Origin of the sequence: Paenibacillus andongensis (assembly GCF_025369935.1) — a bacterium.
Taxonomy (GTDB): domain Bacteria; phylum Bacillota; class Bacilli; order Paenibacillales; family NBRC-103111; genus Paenibacillus_E; species Paenibacillus_E andongensis.
This window is the reverse complement of record NZ_CP104467.1, coordinates 631,004-647,246: the sequence shown is the minus strand read 5'-3', so window position 1 is coordinate 647,246 and position 16,243 is coordinate 631,004. Positions and strand designations below refer to the sequence as shown.

At 47.4% G+C, this 16,243-nt stretch carries 20 protein-coding genes; 6 read left to right on the top strand and 14 right to left on the bottom strand.

What is annotated here, in order from left to right; genetic code table 11:
- Positions 1–254: 254 nt before the first annotated feature.
- From NYR53_RS03035 to NYR53_RS02990, 10 genes are all read right to left on the bottom strand, one after another.
- Positions 255–1,574, bottom strand: coding sequence for a deoxyguanosinetriphosphate triphosphohydrolase family protein (locus NYR53_RS03035; protein ID WP_261303869.1), 1,320 nt, complete (start codon positions 1,572–1,574; stop codon positions 255–257).
- Positions 1,575–1,879: 305 nt separating this feature from the next.
- Entirely contained in the window at positions 1,880–2,467 is a 588-nt protein-coding gene (gene folE, locus NYR53_RS03030; RefSeq protein WP_261303868.1) for a GTP cyclohydrolase I FolE, read from the bottom strand.
- Positions 2,468–2,494: 27 nt separating this feature from the next.
- A complete protein-coding gene (locus tag NYR53_RS03025) occupies positions 2,495–3,073 on the bottom strand; it encodes a TetR/AcrR family transcriptional regulator (RefSeq protein ID WP_261303867.1) in 579 nt (192 codons plus the stop codon).
- Between the two features lie 124 nt (positions 3,074–3,197).
- Positions 3,198–3,407, bottom strand: coding sequence for a YneF family protein (locus NYR53_RS03020; RefSeq protein ID WP_036632513.1), 210 nt, complete (start codon positions 3,405–3,407; stop codon positions 3,198–3,200).
- 91 nt (positions 3,408–3,498) lie between these two features.
- A complete protein-coding gene (locus tag NYR53_RS03015) occupies positions 3,499–4,530 on the bottom strand; it encodes an HD-GYP domain-containing protein (RefSeq protein ID WP_261303866.1) in 1,032 nt (343 codons plus the stop codon).
- Positions 4,531–4,547: 17 nt separating this feature from the next.
- Entirely contained in the window at positions 4,548–5,102 is a 555-nt protein-coding gene (locus NYR53_RS03010; protein WP_261303865.1) for a methylated-DNA--[protein]-cysteine S-methyltransferase, read from the bottom strand.
- On the bottom strand, positions 5,099–6,295 hold the full coding sequence (gene queG, locus NYR53_RS03005; RefSeq protein ID WP_261303864.1) for a tRNA epoxyqueuosine(34) reductase QueG: 1,197 nt from the start codon (positions 6,293–6,295) through the stop codon (positions 5,099–5,101). The genes NYR53_RS03010 and queG overlap by 4 nt, the downstream gene beginning before the upstream one ends.
- Before the next feature lie 36 nt (positions 6,296–6,331).
- Positions 6,332–6,931, bottom strand: a complete 600-nt coding sequence (gene lepB / locus NYR53_RS03000) for a signal peptidase I (protein ID WP_261303863.1) — start codon at positions 6,929–6,931, stop codon at positions 6,332–6,334.
- Positions 6,932–7,486: a DUF402 domain-containing protein gene (locus NYR53_RS02995; protein WP_261303862.1), complete on the bottom strand. Its 555-nt coding sequence runs from the start codon at positions 7,484–7,486 to the stop codon at positions 6,932–6,934. It abuts the gene before it with no gap.
- Between the two features lie 142 nt (positions 7,487–7,628).
- A complete protein-coding gene (locus NYR53_RS02990) occupies positions 7,629–8,060 on the bottom strand; it encodes a GNAT family N-acetyltransferase (RefSeq protein WP_261303861.1) in 432 nt (143 codons plus the stop codon).
- Between the two features lie 281 nt (positions 8,061–8,341).
- On the opposite strand from NYR53_RS02990, the gene yfhS reads away from it, so the two are divergent.
- Both yfhS and NYR53_RS02980 read left to right on the top strand, forming a co-directional pair.
- Positions 8,342–8,548, top strand: coding sequence for a mother cell protein YfhS (gene yfhS, locus NYR53_RS02985; RefSeq protein ID WP_047687546.1), 207 nt, complete (start codon positions 8,342–8,344; stop codon positions 8,546–8,548).
- An 84-nt stretch (positions 8,549–8,632) separates the two neighbouring features.
- Positions 8,633–9,244, top strand: coding sequence for a superoxide dismutase (locus NYR53_RS02980; protein ID WP_029194504.1), 612 nt, complete (start codon positions 8,633–8,635; stop codon positions 9,242–9,244).
- A 249-nt stretch (positions 9,245–9,493) separates the two neighbouring features.
- Here the strand turns inward: NYR53_RS02980 and NYR53_RS02975 are convergent, their stop codons facing one another.
- Complete coding sequence (locus NYR53_RS02975; RefSeq protein ID WP_261303860.1) at positions 9,494–10,129, bottom strand: LysE family translocator; 636 nt, start codon at positions 10,127–10,129, stop codon at positions 9,494–9,496.
- Positions 10,130–10,306: 177 nt separating this feature from the next.
- On the opposite strand from NYR53_RS02975, the gene NYR53_RS02970 reads away from it, so the two are divergent.
- Complete coding sequence (locus NYR53_RS02970) at positions 10,307–10,990, top strand: Crp/Fnr family transcriptional regulator (RefSeq protein WP_261303859.1); 684 nt, start codon at positions 10,307–10,309, stop codon at positions 10,988–10,990.
- Positions 10,991–11,012: 22 nt separating this feature from the next.
- On the opposite strand, the gene mutY is transcribed toward NYR53_RS02970, so the two are convergent.
- The gene (mutY, locus tag NYR53_RS02965) at positions 11,013–12,137 is read right to left on the bottom strand and encodes an A/G-specific adenine glycosylase (protein ID WP_261303858.1); all 1,125 of its coding nucleotides are present in this window, start codon (positions 12,135–12,137) and stop codon (positions 11,013–11,015) included.
- A gap of 99 nt (positions 12,138–12,236) precedes the next feature.
- Between mutY and NYR53_RS02960 the strand changes: the two genes are divergently transcribed.
- Both NYR53_RS02960 and NYR53_RS02955 read left to right on the top strand, forming a co-directional pair.
- The gene (locus tag NYR53_RS02960; protein ID WP_261303857.1) at positions 12,237–12,929 is read left to right on the top strand and encodes a hypothetical protein; all 693 of its coding nucleotides are present in this window, start codon (positions 12,237–12,239) and stop codon (positions 12,927–12,929) included.
- Between the two features lie 375 nt (positions 12,930–13,304).
- Positions 13,305–13,712, top strand: a complete 408-nt coding sequence (locus NYR53_RS02955; protein WP_290428985.1) for a c-type cytochrome — start codon at positions 13,305–13,307, stop codon at positions 13,710–13,712.
- A gap of 8 nt (positions 13,713–13,720) precedes the next feature.
- Here NYR53_RS02955 and acpS read toward each other — a convergent pair whose 3' ends face one another.
- Complete coding sequence (gene acpS / locus NYR53_RS02950) at positions 13,721–14,107, bottom strand: holo-ACP synthase (RefSeq protein ID WP_047687540.1); 387 nt, start codon at positions 14,105–14,107, stop codon at positions 13,721–13,723.
- Positions 14,108–14,363: 256 nt separating this feature from the next.
- Here acpS and NYR53_RS02945 point away from each other — a divergent pair, with 256 nt between their 5' ends.
- A complete protein-coding gene (locus NYR53_RS02945; RefSeq protein ID WP_261303856.1) occupies positions 14,364–15,341 on the top strand; it encodes an aldo/keto reductase in 978 nt (325 codons plus the stop codon).
- A 66-nt stretch (positions 15,342–15,407) separates the two neighbouring features.
- On the opposite strand, the gene nadE is transcribed toward NYR53_RS02945, so the two are convergent.
- Positions 15,408–16,217 carry an NAD(+) synthase gene (gene nadE, locus NYR53_RS02940; RefSeq protein ID WP_060646892.1) on the bottom strand — a complete coding sequence of 270 codons (810 nt, stop codon included), beginning with the start codon at positions 16,215–16,217 and terminating at the stop codon, positions 15,408–15,410.
- Between the last annotated feature and the right edge of the window lie 26 nt (positions 16,218–16,243).

Sequence of the window (16,243 nt, the reverse complement as noted above, 5' to 3'; positions counted from 1 at the left end):
CAGTTCCCCCCTCTATTTGCGTCGCAACTCACATTTTAACTTTTCGCACAAACAAAAATAAGAAGCCCATTTTGCTGGACTTCTTTCGCTTCTTCTTTGTGATATCAAGACTCCTGTCAATAGTCCAGGAGCCTCTGAGAAGTCCTTCTCGGACTTCTCAGCAACACTTAGCACCTTTTCCGGCGATGAGAAGTCCATTTCGGCTCTCTCAGGCTGTCCCATCAGCCACTTGGGGTCTTGATCTTAACACCCAACTAATCCATCTCATAAATCGAGCCGGATTTGCTAGCGAACAATTCGGCATAGACTTTCTCCGCGTAGGCGTCAGTCATACCGGAAATGTAATCCGCGACGAAGCGCGGCCAGCTCCAGGTAGCATTACGGCGCTCGTAGCTATCTATCCAGTCGGGAGGCATGATCCACTGCCCCTTGTCCTTGTCGATGAAGCTGTCCCACAGGCGCTCGACGATGATCTCGCTGCGTTTTTGGAGGCGCAGCACGCGGAAGTCTTTGATCAGCGTGACCCATGCAAGCTTCTTGAGAATTTCCATCGTGCGCAGCAGATTCATATCCTCGGCTTCGTCTTTCACGAGCGCAACCTTTTTCCAGCCTCGGTCAGGGTCATCAATAATGTCCAGACTGCTCGCGAAAGAGCTCACCCAGCGGGCTTTCATCTCTCTACGCGTACGCGATTCTTCCCCGTTGCATTCTGAGAAAATTTGCTCCCATTGTTCTAGGTAGTCCGACAGAACTTGCCTGACCATTTGCTCGATATTGACTTGTTCCCAGCCGAATTTATGCTTGTTCGGATCATTTAATATTTCCATGACCACGTGGCGGATCAATCTTTGATCTTCAAAAAAGGTTGCGTTCATTTGAATTTTGCCAGCACGAATACCATCTTCAATATCATGCGTGGAGTAGGCGATATCGTCGCATAAATCCATCAGTTGTGCTTCCAAGGTCGAGCAGCCCTCCGGCATGTTCCATTGCGAGCGCAGATCACGAATGATTTCCCACTCCGAGGCATAGACACCCTTAAGTCGGCCTTCTTCCTCGATTGAAAATGGATACTTATTAATGCCAAGAAGTACCGCGGCTGTAAGATCCAGGCCGCTTTCACTGCCTGCTCTTTTTTCGAGAAACATCAGGATACGGAAATTTTGGGCGTTGCCTTCATATTTCAAGCTATGATCCCTCATCAGAATATGATTCAGAACCTCTTCCCCTTTATGCCCGAACGGCGGGTGACCGAAGTCGTGAGCGATTGACGCACACTCGACGACAGTAGGATCAATAATCAAGCCTGGATGCTCCCTTTTGCTCAAAAAAGGATTCGTCCGTTCTAACCGCTTCGCCACTTCTCTGGCGATTTGGGCAACTTCGAGCGAATGGGTTAGACGCGTTCGATAGTAATCACCTGAACCTGCGCCGAACACCTGCGACTTTCCCTGCAGCCGACGAAAGGTCGGAGATTGGATTAACCTCGCATAATCCCGCTCAAATTCATCCCGTTCTTCACTCAATTTAGAGGAACCAGCCTCACCTGGCCGATATTTTCGTATGTTGTTCATATGCTTGCCTCCTCTAGTGCTGTTGCCGGACCCCCGGTATAGTTCATAGTCTCTTTGTTCAATTAGCCACTCCGTATACCTCTGCATCTTCTTATCAGTTTATGCGAAAGCATGTACAAAAGTCCCTTGGGGATCTTGTATTATAAGAGAAAACCTCAATCAAGGTCCGAACATCTTAAACTTTCTTACGTGGTAAAATAATACTATATCGTCTACCTAGCAACAAGTCATCCGGAACTTCCTGAACAAAAAAAGGGATGCTGCACAAGACTATTGTCTCCATGCACATCCCTCGTACGCATTGCTTATTTTAACAAAGACAGAAATTCGGCACGAAGTGTCGAGTCCGAGCGGAAAGAACCGCGAACAGCTGAGGTAATCGTTTTACTACCGTATTTCTTCACGCCTCTTGAGCACATGCACATATGTTCTCCCTCAACAACAACCATGACGCCATGCGGCTTCAGCACATCATCTAGAATGTCGGCGATTTCTGAAGTAATCCGCTCCTGCACCTGCAGCTTACGAGTAATTACATCAACCAGACGAGCGAATTTGCTAAGTCCAGCCACTTTCCCGCTTGGTAAGTAACCTACATGCACTTTCCCGAAAAAGGGCGCCATATGATGCTCGCATTGACTGTAATAGATAATATCTTTAATAATAACCAGCTCTTCGTGCTGTTCATCAAAAGTTACACCCATCACATCGCGCGGATTCGCCTCATAGCCCGAAAATATTTCTTCATACATACGGGTTACGCGAGCAGGTGTGTCTAACAAACCTTCCCGATCTACATCTTCGCCAATTAGCCGTAAAATCTCGCGGACATGCTGTTCAATCAGCTCCCGATTCTCAGCAACTCTTGTATTTTTGTAGTCAATAGACGCCATCTTTTTATCACTCCTCTTTCTTATCCTCTACCCTATACAAACGGTCAAAACTTTGATACTGTCGCGCAGAGCTCTGCTGTCTTTGTGCGTTTTGGTAAGCAGCATCCCACCCTGTAGAAGGGACACAATAGGGGTCGCCAGCTCCACTGGGGTTAACCCCTGCAGCAGCAGCTCACCTCGTCTCTTACCTTCCTGCAAACAGGATTCCACCTCAGCCGTAAGTTCACTGAAAAAGCGGCTGAGCGGCTTACGCAGCTCCTCAGAGCTATCGCTTAGCTCCAGTGCCAGATTACCGAAGAAGCAACCTCTACGGCATTCATGCTCCTCACAAAACGCCAGCATGCGTTCAAACAAGCTCAGCACCCGCTGCTTCGGAGATAATTTCACATTACCTAGACTAGGCTCCATCACAGATTGCCGCATCTCCTGCACCTTACGCTCAATAACTTTCAAACCCAGTTCTTCTTTACTTTTAAAATGGTAGTAAAAATTGCTCTTGCAAACTCCGCTGCTCGTCAATATATCTTCCAGACCCGTTCCTTGAAAACCATGATCGTGAAATAAATCCATGGCAGCTTCCATGATGCGGTCTTTGTTGCTAGCCATCGCTTGAGCCACCTCTGAATAGTACTGGTATGTCCTACTTTCGTTATACCTAATAGAGAGACTTTGAATGAAGCTCAAAGTCTCTCCTTTTGATAGGTTTCTTTGAGCTACACTCAAAGGTGTCTTATTTCCACTTTTGGTTTTTCATCATTTGCTGCGCTTTGTTCAGCTGCTGCTTGTTCATGTTGTAGCCCATTTGCTTGGCCATTTTTTGCAGCATTTCCGGATTGTTCTGCATGGATTCCAGCTGTCTTTTTAAATAGAATACGCCGATAAAGAACCCACCGACCAAACCAACAATTAACGTGAGAATGGGAATCAGATAACTCCACATATTTTATGCCCCCTGCATGTACAAATTGGTATCGATTGCTTGCCTTATCATATCATTTCTATTCATCTTTTTACAAATGACGGCCCCGTTATTACAGAACCTGTTCGATGAAAACGGTCGTATGCTTGGCTAGATCAATTTCTTTAATATCCAGCGCCTTGTCCATCGCATCCTGCTTCACGATTCTAACAATTGGACGGCTTGGCAGTCCTCTATGCTGTCCGACAACAACACCCGTTTCCCGATTGGACAAACGAACGGAAGCCCCCGTCGGATAGATCGAGACGATTTTCAGAAACTGGATCAAAACATCGCGATCAAGCTTGGTCTCCGCTAGCGCCATCATATGCTCGCAAGCCTCATGCGGCAGCATACGACGCCCTAAGGAGACATCGAAGAGCAGATTATCATACATATTCGCTACGGCCGTAATTTTCGCATAAATATGAATCTCTTCACTCATAAGTCCTCTCGGAACTCCTTGACCGTTAAGCATTTCATGATGCTGGAAGGCCACATGGGCAATAAGCAGACTGAATTCCCGCTTGTTCTTCAGAAGCTCGAAACCGCGCCAAGTATGATGCCTCTTCATATCGGGCGATTCATCATCGCAAACAAGCTCCACCTTGCCCACATCATGCAGAAGCGCACCAATGGCGAGCTCCTTCAATTGGGTTCCATTGAATCCCATATTAATCCCAATGAGCACGGCCATCATACAGACGTTCGTTGCATGAACATACATCTCGTTATCTTGCGTACGAATATCCGTCAACTGCACGAGGACATCACGATTTTTCATGATCTCATCGAGCAGCGTATTAATCGAAATACTCATAGCTCGCGAGTTAAATTCCTTACCCGATTGGATAGCCGCGAACGTTTGACCCATTTGCTGCATGACGATACGCTTGGTTTCATCCGAAAGAATTTCCGGAATCTCTACATCCTCTAGGTTCGGGTCTTTGATGTAAATCATCGTGACTCCGATTCGGTTAAGTGTGTTAATCATAAACACCGTTAATTGCACATCTTCTGAAAGCAAAACGGCTCCATTGCTGGCAAATATCGTTCGGCCCAAAATTTGACCCGGCTCAACGGAATCCAAATGCACATATTTCATAGGATTCACTCCACGTTTTATTTATTAGTTATCACCGTATTGGGGCTTCGTTCCAAATCAAGCAAGAGCACTTTAATCGGGAGCCCTCCGCCGTAGCCGACCAGGTCGCCACTAGCGCCAATAATGCGATGACAGGGGATAATGACCGGAATCGGGTTTTTATTGTTAGCTCCACCAACCGCTCTGACGGCTTTCGGTGAGCCTATGGCTTCTGCAATATGTTTATAGGAAGCTGTCTCTCCATATGGAATAGAAAGCAGTGCTGTCCAGACTTGTTTCTGAAAATCAGTTCCCTGTAAATCCAGTTCACCCTCAAAACTTAAACGTTCTCTTCTAAAATACTGCTCCAGCTGTTTCACAACTGGTTCGAGCTGATCTGCATTCTCTTGCAGCTCATGCCTGCCAAACCAGCGGTTAGCCCATTGCTGCAGCTTCTCTTGGTTCTGATCGTAGGTGCCGAAATCAACCTTGCACAGCCCCTGTAAGGTCGATACAAGAACAAGCGGACCTATTGGAGAGGTAACCTCCGTATAGGAAAGGATGGTCGCAGCATGTGTCTGTTTCTGCGTCATATCTGCTCTTTCTCCCCCAACTCAGGTGTAGAATGGCTTATAACATCGAGTGCCTTCTCGATATCTTGCTTAACAGCAGGTTCCTGCTCGGCTGCTCGGGCTTTATCAAGAGCGGCCGCAGCATCTTCGCCGCCAATCCGCCCTAGTGCCCAAGCCGCCGCAGCCCTGATCTCAGGTCGCGGATCGGTCAGCAGCAGCTCTCTTAGGACGGGCACAGCTGATCTGTCCTTGAAATTCCCCAGCGCGATAATCGCATTGCGCTGGATCGGCTTCTTGCCTCTCCAGGACGCTGCGATGCGCCCGTACTGCTCTTTGAAATCCTTGTTTGACATGGTCAGCAAGGGGATTAATAGCGGCTTGACCTTCTCGGGGTCAGGCTCTAGCTCCGGGTGATGCGTCCAGTTCATCCCCTTGTTCTTCGGACAGACGATCTGGCAGGTATCACAGCCGTAGAGGCGGTTGCCGATTTTGAGCTTAAACTCATCATCGACATAGCCTTTGGTCTGTGTGATGAAGGAGATGCAGCGGCTTGAATTTAGCTGCCCCGGGCCAACCAGCGCTCCCGTGGGACAAGCATCGATACAAATCGTGCAGTCCCCGCACTGATCCATAATAGATGTATCGGATGTAAACGGTATATTCGTGATCATTTCGCCCAAATAAACCCACGATCCCCACTCGGGGGTGATGACGGCGCAATTTTTGCCGGTCCAGCCGATCCCGGCCCGCTCGGCTACGGCTCGGTCGACCAGTGCACCCGTGTCGACCATGCTCTGCAGTCTCGCGTCAGGCACTCGCTCCGCGATGAAAGCCTCCAGCTTCGCGAGCCGATCGCGAAGCACGTCGTGGTAGTCGCTCCCCCACGAGGAGCGCGAAATAATCCCCCGATAAGCCCCAGGCTCGGATCGGGGAGGGTTCGGCAGTTTCGACGGGTACGCAACAGCGATAGAAATGATCGACTGCGGCGCGTCGAAGCTTAAGCTGGGATGTACCCGCTTCTCGATATCCGGCTCCTCGAAGCCGGATTCAAACCCCTTCTCCCTATGGCGGAGAAGGATCTCTTTCAGTTCCGTGAACGGCTCCGCTGACGTGAAGCCGATCTTATCAATACCGAGAGATGGCGCGGCTTCCACTATCTCTTGTTGTAGCCTGCGCCAATCCGCATCTGTTCCTGCTGCTATGGAAACCGCCAATCCTCTCACCTCTCTCTTCTTTCGCGTCCGTTAATGTTAAAGCTTCGCGGCCATCGCGAATGGCCACAGCACATACTCGGCCCGTCCTTGGATCTGTCCGATCGGAACAGCCCCGAACCTGCGGCTGTCGCCACTTGCCGCCGCATGGCGATTATCGCCCATCACGAAGACGTGGCCTTGCCCGACGCGTGTCGGGCCAAAGTCTCCGTCCTCGATGAGCGTATCCGTATACGGCTCCTCCATCTTGTCGCCGTTGATATACAAATATCCGGCTCGGCCCTGCACCACGTCGCCCGCAATCGCGACAATCCTTTTAACTAGGAAAGGATGCTGCACCGCGACAAACTCCTCAGACTCTTTGAGAATGACAATCTCTCCGCGTTTGGGTGCCTTCAGGTACGTAATGGCCTTATTCACGAACAACCACTCCCCTTCCTGCAAAGTGGGCTGCATCGAGTGACCTCGAACCGTGGAGAGATTGAATCCGAATTGGTGTACGAGAATAACGACAAGAAGAGCTACAAGAATGGATTTCGTCCAATCCCATAGCTCATGGGTTAGGCTTTTAGCCTCATTATAGGTCTTAGATTGAGAAGCTGCCTTATTCGATTCACTGCGTCCTACAAAGAAGCTCATTTATGCTCCTCCGTTCTTATACTTTTCCCACTGCTCGTAATAATACATGACCATATCGTCTTGAAACGGCGGCTTGTCCTCGTTCACCAACGATAGCAAAGCTGCAAGACCTTCCTTCACCTTCGTTTCCACAAGCGAAGAATAGTGATAATTCAGTTTATGGCGTTCATATTCATCTTGATCTACGATATGCACGGAACGATCCGGCATCCGAATAACATCAAGGTCGTAGTCAATATAAGTCAGTACTTGCTGGGTCACATACAGGGGAGATGCAACATTGCAGTAGTATCTAACACCTGTTTCTTCGATAAGTGCAACAATATTAAACCACATTTTGGGAATAAAAAAAGATACCCCTGGAATGCGGCTAACCCATTCCTTGCCGTCAGCTTCCTGAATCTTGGTCTGGCTGTTAATAAACACCATCATTTCTTGCTGCTGATGATCGGCATGTAGGATGTGCTGTGGAACTCGCCAATTCGTTAGCCACATCCGGTGAAGATGTCCATCATGTTTGAAGCTTTTTATCACATACGGCGCGAAGTTATCCATGTCCAAAGCTCCTCTATTTCATAGCTGCCGAAAAGTTCCCATATTATATAGAAAAGCATATCTGACCCCCAATTGCAATGGCGGCACAGATATGCTTCCCTCGTTCCAAATCTATTCATTTCATGGACATCCGAACGATCAGTTAAACACTGACTTTCTTCACAATGCTAAGACGATGTGCGGTACGGGAAAAGTCCGATGTACTGTAACCAGCAGACTCGTACACAGGCAGCACCATTTCATTATGGACATCCACCGTCACCATTATCTTCTTCACGTTCCGATGAAGGAACCTTTGCTTCATTGCTTCGATCAATGCTTTACCGATACCTTTACGTTGATACTCTGTTGCAACTGCGATCCGATAGTAGTAGCCATTGTTGTTATCAATCGTACCGATAATCATGCCTACAACTTCATCTTCTTCTTGAGCAATTAAAACAAGCTCTGTATCCCATGATAGCTGACGTGCGAAAGCTTCAATCGTTTCCTCATAACAGGTTTCCGATAAAACATCCTGCAGAAGTGTCTTCACCGAAGAGGTATCACCAAGCTGAAATGAACGAACGTGCATACGGTTCTCTCCCAATTCCACTTATATTTGTTAGGAAAAATTTTTTGGTAAAATAGTAAATACGACAAAAAAGTCCGGAATCCTGCTAAAAATGTGTTAAAATTCACAAAAAACTTTGTTTTTTTCGTTTTTTCTCTTGAAAGCGCTTAATTGCAAGCGTTTTCATCAAATTGTTTCAAATTTTTAACTTATAGCTTGTCTAAAAGATATCACCTCATGCATAAAAATCACGATAACGTCGGATTTTATAGAAGGATGTGCAAGGAATGGGAGGTGAATCCATGTCAAACAAAGATGATTCCGCGGCATCATACCCACGAAATATACGTGACTTCCAGGAGTTAAGCTCAATGAAGCCTAGTGAATGGACGGAGATCGAACTCCAATATAATCACAGAGCAATGAGTGATTTATCCCCTTGGCTTAATGAACAAGGAACCCATATTCACAGTCAAATCATCCAGGAAATTGAGCGTCGCGGCGTTTGACTTAGTAAACATACATGTTGCTTTATTATCGAAATTCCTTCATAATGAAGTTGAAACTACATAATTTTAGGAGGTATTTATACAATGGCACATCAATTACCAGCTCTTCCGTACGCGAACAACGCACTTGAGCCACACATCGATGCAAAAACAATGGAAATTCACCACGATCGTCACCATAACGCCTATGTTACCAACCTGAATGCAGCTCTGGACAAACACCCTGCTCTGCATGACAAATCCTTAAACGACCTGATCGCTGACCTGAACAGCCTTCCTGAAGATATCCGTACTGCTGTTCGTAACAATGGTGGCGGACACGCGAACCACTCCCTGTTCTGGGAAACAATCGGACCAGAAGCTGGCGGAGCACCTACTGGCGCTTTAGCAGCAGCTATCGAGAGCGAGCTTGGCGGCTTTGACAAGTTCAAAGCAGACTTCGCTGCAGCAGCTACAACACGTTTTGGCTCTGGCTGGGCTTTCCTAGCTGTTGACAAAGCTGGCAAATTGAAAGTATACAGCTTGCCTAACCAAGACAGCCCGATCATGGAAGGCGAAACGCCGGTCCTTGGTCTTGACGTTTGGGAGCATGCTTACTACCTGAACTACCAAAACAAACGCCCTGATTACATCGCGGCTTTCTGGAACGTTGTGAACTGGAACGAAGTTGGCAAACGTTACGACGCTGCGAAGTAATAGCTATGCATAGCGAAAAGCGACCCTGCGGGGTCGTTTTTTTTTGCAATGATAAGGAACACGGTTAGCATATGTGTAGCCTTACGTGAGTTAAAGAGTCCAAATAACAAATTGGTATCATAAGCTGCGGCGGTATCTAAATTTCGTTGGACAAAATCCAATAAAACACCTATTCGCACTCCTTGGAATCAAAAAACCGACCCCGCGAGGTCGTTTTTAATAGGCTCTATTTATTAGCAAGTGAAGACATTATTGAGGAGCCTTGGTTTGAAGCAGCTTTAACCCCATTCCAATAAAGATAATGCCCGTTATTTTGTTTAAAACCGTGCCAATCTTTGCGCTTCCTCTTACTTTTTTGGTTATGTACGAAGAAAAATAGGCAATAAAGAGACACCATAGCAACCCAGTGAACGTAAATGTAAGCCCCAGAATAATAAATGGGATGGGTCCTGAAGCTTTTTTGTCAATAAATTGCGGGAGAAAGGCAATGAAAAATAAAGAAACTTTCGGGTTCGTTAGACTGGTCAAAAGCCCTTGTGTGTATATTTTGCTTATATTTTGTTTATTAGACTCGGAAGCAGCACTAAAGTTGACATTTGATTTATCAAGCAACATTTTAATTCCAAGATACACTAAATAAATGACTCCAACTATTTTAATGATATTGAATAGGAGAAGTGACTTCGTAAGTATGATCGATAGTCCAAAAGCAACTAATAAGGTATGGATTAAAGAGCCGCTTATAATGCCATAAACCGAGTAAATGCCCGCATTTCTCCCCTGGGAAATACTTCTACCCATCACATACATGGTGTCTGCACCAGGAATAAGATTCAGGAGAATTCCTGTAAGCAAAAACACCTCATAATTAATGATCCCATACATAGTGATACCCCCCCATTTTTTACGATTTTATCACATTAAGGCAAGTTACATGAAGAAAGTTTTTAATATTTTCAACCGCTAAGCCCTCCCCAAACATCACACACTGGAAGTTCTTTACGCAAACACCGGAAAGCTGTACGATAAAGAGTAATATGGCCGAAATGAGATGAATGCCTGGTGAAAACAATTGTATCTTTACTCCAAAATGTCCCCTTATTTCAAGAGCTTTCAGAAGAAGATTTACTGGCAATTGCCCCTTTATTCACAGAAAAAAAAGCAAAAAAGGGCGGCATTCTTTTTCTCGAGGGTGATGAAGGTGACGAATTATTTTTAATTAAATCAGGTGTCGTGAAAATATATCGCTTGGATGAAGCCAAGGAAATTATTCTTGCTTTATTTCGAGATGGGGATTTTTTCGGAGAAATGTCCTTGATTGGCAGCGGTCATACTCGATCAGCTACTGCCGAAACGATGGAGACTAGTACTCTTTATGTTCTTAAACGCACGGTATTTGTTCAGTTCATGGAGAAGAGCCCTAAGCTATGCTTAAAGCTCCTAGAAACCACGATGGGACGACTGCGGCGAGCCAACGATCAAATTTACGACCTTACGTTCTTGGGGGTTCGCTCTCGTATCATGAAGACCATAATCCGTCTATCCGAGCAGCATGGTGTACCTACACCGGAAGGTCTTCTGATCAATGTAAAACTTACTCATCAGCAGCTAGCCAATATGGTTGGCACTGTGCGAGAGTCCGTAACCAAGGTGCTGCAAGAGCTCCTCGATGACGAGCTTATACAAATTGACAAAAAGTTAATCACACTAAGAAATGTGGATGCCATTAAGAGTGAGATTCGATAAAAAAAAGAGAAAGCGGAGGAAATTACTCCTCGTTTCTCTCCTGCCACTCTTTCATAATCCGTATAAAAACATTCGGAAAAGCGTATTGATCGAGGTCTTCCGGGCCTACCCAGCGATAATGAAAAGGGATCCATTCTCCCCCATTACTTGGGCGGTTCGCGTTGCTTAGCTTAGCGCGGTATACTTTCATTTTCCATACAATATGGCTGAAAATATGTTCTGTATCCATGAACCATTCGTCAGGTTGAATACTTATTTGTTCATGATCCACGAGGGCTTGACGCAGCTCGCTCCTATTATCCTCATCCGAATGCCATCCCTCTGACTTCCAGGCCACATGCGGCAGCTCCCACATACGAGCCAGCAATCCCTCTTGCGGACGCTGCCTGATCAACCATTTCCCTTCGTTCTCACCCGTACCTTCGATCAAAGCCACTGCACGCAGTTCTGGACGCGGAGGTTTGGCTTTCTTTTTGATGGGCAGGGCTTCTTCCATACCAGCTTCCCTAGCCGAGCAATGCGCCATTACAGGGCAAGTTAGACAGTGCGGTGAACGAGGCGTACATACCATAGCCCCAAGCTCCATCAAAGCTTGATTGAAGTCACTTGCCGTACCTTCTAGGATGAGTTCGCGCGCCAGCTTCTCCATTTTAGTGCGTGTTGCTGGCTTCATAATATCTTCTTCAATTAGAAAATAGCGCGACAGGACTCGCATGACATTGCCATCCACGGCAGGTTCTGGTTTATTATAGGCGATGCTGAGGATCGCTCCTGATGTGTAGGGCCCGACGCCTTTGAGCGAGGAGATCTCCTCTTTATTTTGGGGGACGATACCGTCATAACGCTCGTGAACTTCTCTGACTGCCGTTTGCAGATTTCTTGCGCGCGAGTAATAGCCGAGCCCTTCCCAAGCTTTGAGCACGTTCTCCTCTGGCGCAGTAGCCAATGCTTCAACCGTTGGAAATTGATCGACGAAGCGATGGAAATACGGAATGACTGTATCCACCCGGGTTTGCTGCAGCATGACTTCGGAAATCCATATATAATAAGGGTTTTTGCTTCTTCGCCATGGTAAATCTCGTTTATGCGTTTGGTACCAATCCAATAGATTTCGGGAAAAATAAACCTTCTGTTCTTCGCTGTACATGAGCTCTCCTTCTCTATGGGACACGTTCCAGTTATAATGAATGAATGGACATGTTTCCATTATACGAGAAGTGTGGAACATAAAACTAGAGGTGATTGTATGCAAAACTCAAAACAAACGAATTTGGCAAATACGAATCAGCAGGACTCGGATAATACTAAGCGGCAGAAACTGGAGAACAACAGACAGCAGGACTTGGAGGATAAAAGAAAAGCTTGGATCGGTCAAGCTAACGCATTAATCCCGCTTCTGTTCATTTGGGGCGCGGAATGGATATTCAGCGCGATAGTCGATGTTGCGATCTATTGGCGCGACTTGGATTGGTTGAAGCAGGCGGCTTTTATCACAGCGGTTGTCGCCAGCTTGATTCAGATATGGAGCCTGCGTAAGGAATTTAGGGCTGAGTCAGGTGAAGACACGCGTGAAAGAGCACATTCTGCTGCCTCCGGTGGACATGCGGGAGAAAGATCAAGTGAGCGCAGTGGTTGGGGACATCCAGCGCTTCTAGTGCTGCCTGGAGCGATGCTCATTGCAGCCGTTGCTCTACTTGAGGCCATTGGCGCTGTTAACCCGCTCTTCGCGCCCGTGCTGCGAGCGTTCATTCTCGCCATCGGATTCGTGCAGGTCGGACTCCTGCTTGGTAGACCGCTTGTTTATCTTGGCTTGTGGCTGTTCGCCTTGTCTGCTCTGATGGGCGTGTGGTATTTGGGTTATTCCGGTGTGATACTTGAAGGAATGGGCGGCATAAGCCTTATTCTAAGCGGGTATATGCTGCGTGTTTGGGGACGGTAAGTGGAAAGAACCTTGAGCCTGAAAGTACATACCTGGAATGCGAATCTCTGAAGCCGGAATGAGCAGATATGCACAAAAGATGTAAAAAGTGCATCTAATTCAGGCTTACGCCTACCGCCTCAGAAGAGATCATGCAAAAAGTGCATCAAATTCAGAGAGTAGCCCACATTTTCAGCCGTTATGTGGGAATTTGATTCACAAAATGCATGATAACTCTTCAAATCAGCAAATAAAGGATTATTTGCTGTACTTTTTGCATCTTTCTGCGAAATCCCGCATGTCCACTCTATCCCCCTCAGCCATGCTTGTTGCTACCCAACTGGGAGCATAGTGGGACAAGCGTTAGAGTTAACCCAGCATAGGAGGAATCTCGCTATGGAACAAAACAAAAAGGCTTGCAATCGCGCAAGCCTGAAGAAATATCTGACCGGCGCGCTCGTCATCGCGCCGATGGCTCTGGTGCTGGCCGCGTGCGGCGGTGGTACTTCGGGCGGCAGCGCCGCCACGAAGACACCGGCAGCAACCGCGGCAGCCGAGAGCAACCCAGCGTTCGTGAAGGCGCAGGAGCTCTTCACAACGAACAAGTGCATCAGCTGCCACGGTGTTGATCTTGCTGGCAAAGTCGGCCCGAAGACGAATTTGCAAAAGGTCGGCAGCCGACTGAGCAGCGAGCAAATCGCCAACAAGATCAAGAATGGCGGAGGCGGCATGCCCGTCTATAAAACCACGATTTCCGAAGAGGAAATCGGACTTCTATCCGAGTGGCTCAATTCGAAGAAGTAGTCGCCGCATTAGAGCTTCTCCACGATTGCATAGGCGGCAGCCATCGATTCTGTATGTGTAATGCTAATATGGATGCGGTGGCTGCCTATTAAGCCTGCCCGCAGCAGCGCTGCCTCGTTCACACGGCATACCGGTTTGCCAAGTTCATCCGGTAGAACCTCGACGTCTTGAAAGCCAATCTGCTTGCCGATGCCGCAGCCAATCGCTTTGACGATGGCCTCCTTCGCAGCAAAACGGCCCGAAGCAAACTCAGCAAGCCGGCCACGCCGTTTCTGCGCTAACTCCCTCTCCTGAGGCGTCAGAATGCGTTCAAGAAACCTTTCGCCCGTAGAACCCTCTAACATTTTACGAAGCCGTGCAATTTCAACCAAATCCGTTCCGACCCCAATAATCATAGACTCCTGAGCCCCACTTTTCTTGCAACGTTGTGCGTACAATTTACATGATTCCTTGCTTCCGGTCAAGGGGGAGGAAGAGCTTGTCTATACTTGACCCTATTCTATTCTTGTTCACTCTAATGGATGGGAGAAGTGAACATGTCGATCCCAATGCTTACTTCGAGGTAAGTAAGTTACACTATTTTCAGCTCTTATGCCGAGCCTCGACTAGGGTTATACTGGGTATAGACTAAAAGCTGGGAGGCCAAACATAATGAGAATCATGCCACTTGAGAAACGTGGAATATCGAATAGCCGAGTCGTCTATGGATGTATGGGAATTGGCGGTGAATGGAATTCAACTCCTTATACGAAGGAAGATTACATCATCGCTGAGAAAGCTGTTGAAGCTGCATTGTCGATTGGCATTACGATGTTCGATCATGCTGATATTTATAAAAAAGGCAAATCCGAGTCTATTTTCGGAGAGATCCTCAAAAAAAGACCCGATCTGCGCGACCAAATCATTCTGCAATCCAAATGTGGCATTCGCCCTGGTGACGGCGTGCTTCCAACTCGCTTTGATTTCTCCAAAAGCCATATCATAAGCTCAGTTGATGGAATTCTGCAGCGTCTTGGCGTGGAACATCTGGATATTCTCTTGCTGCATCGTCCAGACCCGCTTATGGAACCGGAAGAGATTTCAGAAGCTTTCAATCAATTGAGATCCGCTGGAAAAGTCCGTCATTTCGGTGTATCCAACATGTCTTCCGCACAAATTCGTTTCATTCAAAATTCACTGCCGGAACCGCTCGTAGTGAACCAACTTGAAATGAGCTTAGCCCGTCTAGACTGGTTGGATCAAGGCATTTCAGTCAACCAAAAAGCTGGCTTGGACACCAATTTCGCAGACGGCATCATGGAGCATTGCCAAATGCAAGAGATTCAAATCCAGGCTTGGGGTCCTCTTGCCAATGGGAAGTTCTCTGGCAGCAGTCTCGATGATGCGCCTGAAACTGTGAGACAAACAACGGCTCTCGTACAGAAACTAGCCGACCAATATGAAACGAAACCAGAATCCATCGTGCTCGGATGGCTAATGAAACACCCTGCTCGCATTCAACCGGTTATCGGTACGTCCTCCGCAGAACGCATTGTCGCTTGCAAAGACGCGGTGAGAATAGCCGAATCCCTGACTCGCGAAGAGTGGTACACCCTCTACACCAGCTCCCGCGGGCAATCGATGCCATAGGTTAGTTCATGATAACAACCCCCGACCTCATCATGGTCGGGGGTTGTTTTATGTCTGTGCGAAGCCCTACACACCCGGAATCGGGATTCGTTTATGCTCCGTTTTCAAATATTGCTTCTCCAGCTTCTCCTGCACAGCGGGATCAATTTGCTTGCCCTCGAGGTAGTCACTGTTATCTCCGTATGTAATACCCAGCTCGTTCTCGTCCGTCTGGCCGTCCCAGAGTCCGGCTGTCGGAGCTTTATCCAGCACACTTTGCGGCACGCCGAGCTTCGAAGCAAGTGAACGCACTTGACGCTTGTTCAGCGTGCTCAGCGGCGTAATGTCGACCGCACCGTCGCCATATTTGGTGAAGAAGCCCGTGATTGCTTCAGATGCATGGTCTGTCCCTACAACAATCAGGCCAAGTTCAAAAGCAAGTGCATACTGCATAACCATGCGTGTCCGCGCTTTGATGTTGCCTTTGCCGCCGCGGCTTACATGCTGGTGGACGCCGATATGCTTGAGACCGTATTCGACTTCAATGGCGATTTCGTCGACAGCTTCTTCAATATTATTCTCGATTTGATATTTCAAATCGAAAGCTTTAGCCACTGCGTAGCTATCTTCGATGTCCACTTGCTGACCGTATGGTTGAAACACACCGACGGTTTTGTACTCTTTGCCCTTCTCGGCCGTCAGCTCGTCCGTCGCTTGCTTGCATAAACCCGTAGCCACTGCACTGTCGATGCCGCCGCTGATAGCAATCAGTAGGCCGTTTGCATTCGCACCCAATACATAGTTTTTCAGAAAGTCCACACGTTTGCGGATTTCTTCATCCACATCAATCTCCGGCTTAACGCCGAGCTTCGCGATAATTTCCGTTTGCAAACTCATGCATCTCTCCACCTTTTCTATAGTTT

What these genes read in the sequence shown, in the direction of transcription:
- NYR53_RS02955 (WP_290428985.1), top strand. Translation starts at nt 13,305, where the DNA reads ATGGAACAAAACAAAAAGGCTTGCAATCGCGCAAGCCTGAAGAAATAT.
- NYR53_RS02995 (WP_261303862.1), bottom strand. Translation starts at nt 7,486, where the DNA reads ATGGATAACTTCGCGCCGTATGTGATAAAAAGCTTCAAACATGATGGA.
- NYR53_RS03015 (WP_261303866.1), bottom strand. Translation starts at nt 4,530, where the DNA reads ATGAAATATGTGCATTTGGATTCCGTTGAGCCGGGTCAAATTTTGGGC.
- folE (WP_261303868.1), bottom strand. Translation starts at nt 2,467, where the DNA reads ATGGCGTCTATTGACTACAAAAATACAAGAGTTGCTGAGAATCGGGAG.
- NYR53_RS02990 (WP_261303861.1), bottom strand. Translation starts at nt 8,060, where the DNA reads ATGCACGTTCGTTCATTTCAGCTTGGTGATACCTCTTCGGTGAAGACA.
- NYR53_RS03035 (WP_261303869.1), bottom strand. Translation starts at nt 1,574, where the DNA reads ATGAACAACATACGAAAATATCGGCCAGGTGAGGCTGGTTCCTCTAAA.
- NYR53_RS03010 (WP_261303865.1), bottom strand. Translation starts at nt 5,102, where the DNA reads ATGACGCAGAAACAGACACATGCTGCGACCATCCTTTCCTATACGGAG.
- NYR53_RS02945 (WP_261303856.1), top strand. Translation starts at nt 14,364, where the DNA reads ATGAGAATCATGCCACTTGAGAAACGTGGAATATCGAATAGCCGAGTC.
- lepB (WP_261303863.1), bottom strand. Translation starts at nt 6,931, where the DNA reads ATGAGCTTCTTTGTAGGACGCAGTGAATCGAATAAGGCAGCTTCTCAA.
- acpS (WP_047687540.1), bottom strand. Translation starts at nt 14,107, where the DNA reads ATGATTATTGGGGTCGGAACGGATTTGGTTGAAATTGCACGGCTTCGT.
- nadE (WP_060646892.1), bottom strand. Translation starts at nt 16,217, where the DNA reads ATGAGTTTGCAAACGGAAATTATCGCGAAGCTCGGCGTTAAGCCGGAG.
- NYR53_RS02960 (WP_261303857.1), top strand. Translation starts at nt 12,237, where the DNA reads ATGCAAAACTCAAAACAAACGAATTTGGCAAATACGAATCAGCAGGAC.
- NYR53_RS02975 (WP_261303860.1), bottom strand. Translation starts at nt 10,129, where the DNA reads ATGTATGGGATCATTAATTATGAGGTGTTTTTGCTTACAGGAATTCTC.
- yfhS (WP_047687546.1), top strand. Translation starts at nt 8,342, where the DNA reads ATGTCAAACAAAGATGATTCCGCGGCATCATACCCACGAAATATACGT.
- NYR53_RS02980 (WP_029194504.1), top strand. Translation starts at nt 8,633, where the DNA reads ATGGCACATCAATTACCAGCTCTTCCGTACGCGAACAACGCACTTGAG.
- NYR53_RS03025 (WP_261303867.1), bottom strand. Translation starts at nt 3,073, where the DNA reads ATGGCTAGCAACAAAGACCGCATCATGGAAGCTGCCATGGATTTATTT.
- NYR53_RS03020 (WP_036632513.1), bottom strand. Translation starts at nt 3,407, where the DNA reads ATGTGGAGTTATCTGATTCCCATTCTCACGTTAATTGTTGGTTTGGTC.
- mutY (WP_261303858.1), bottom strand. Translation starts at nt 12,137, where the DNA reads ATGTACAGCGAAGAACAGAAGGTTTATTTTTCCCGAAATCTATTGGAT.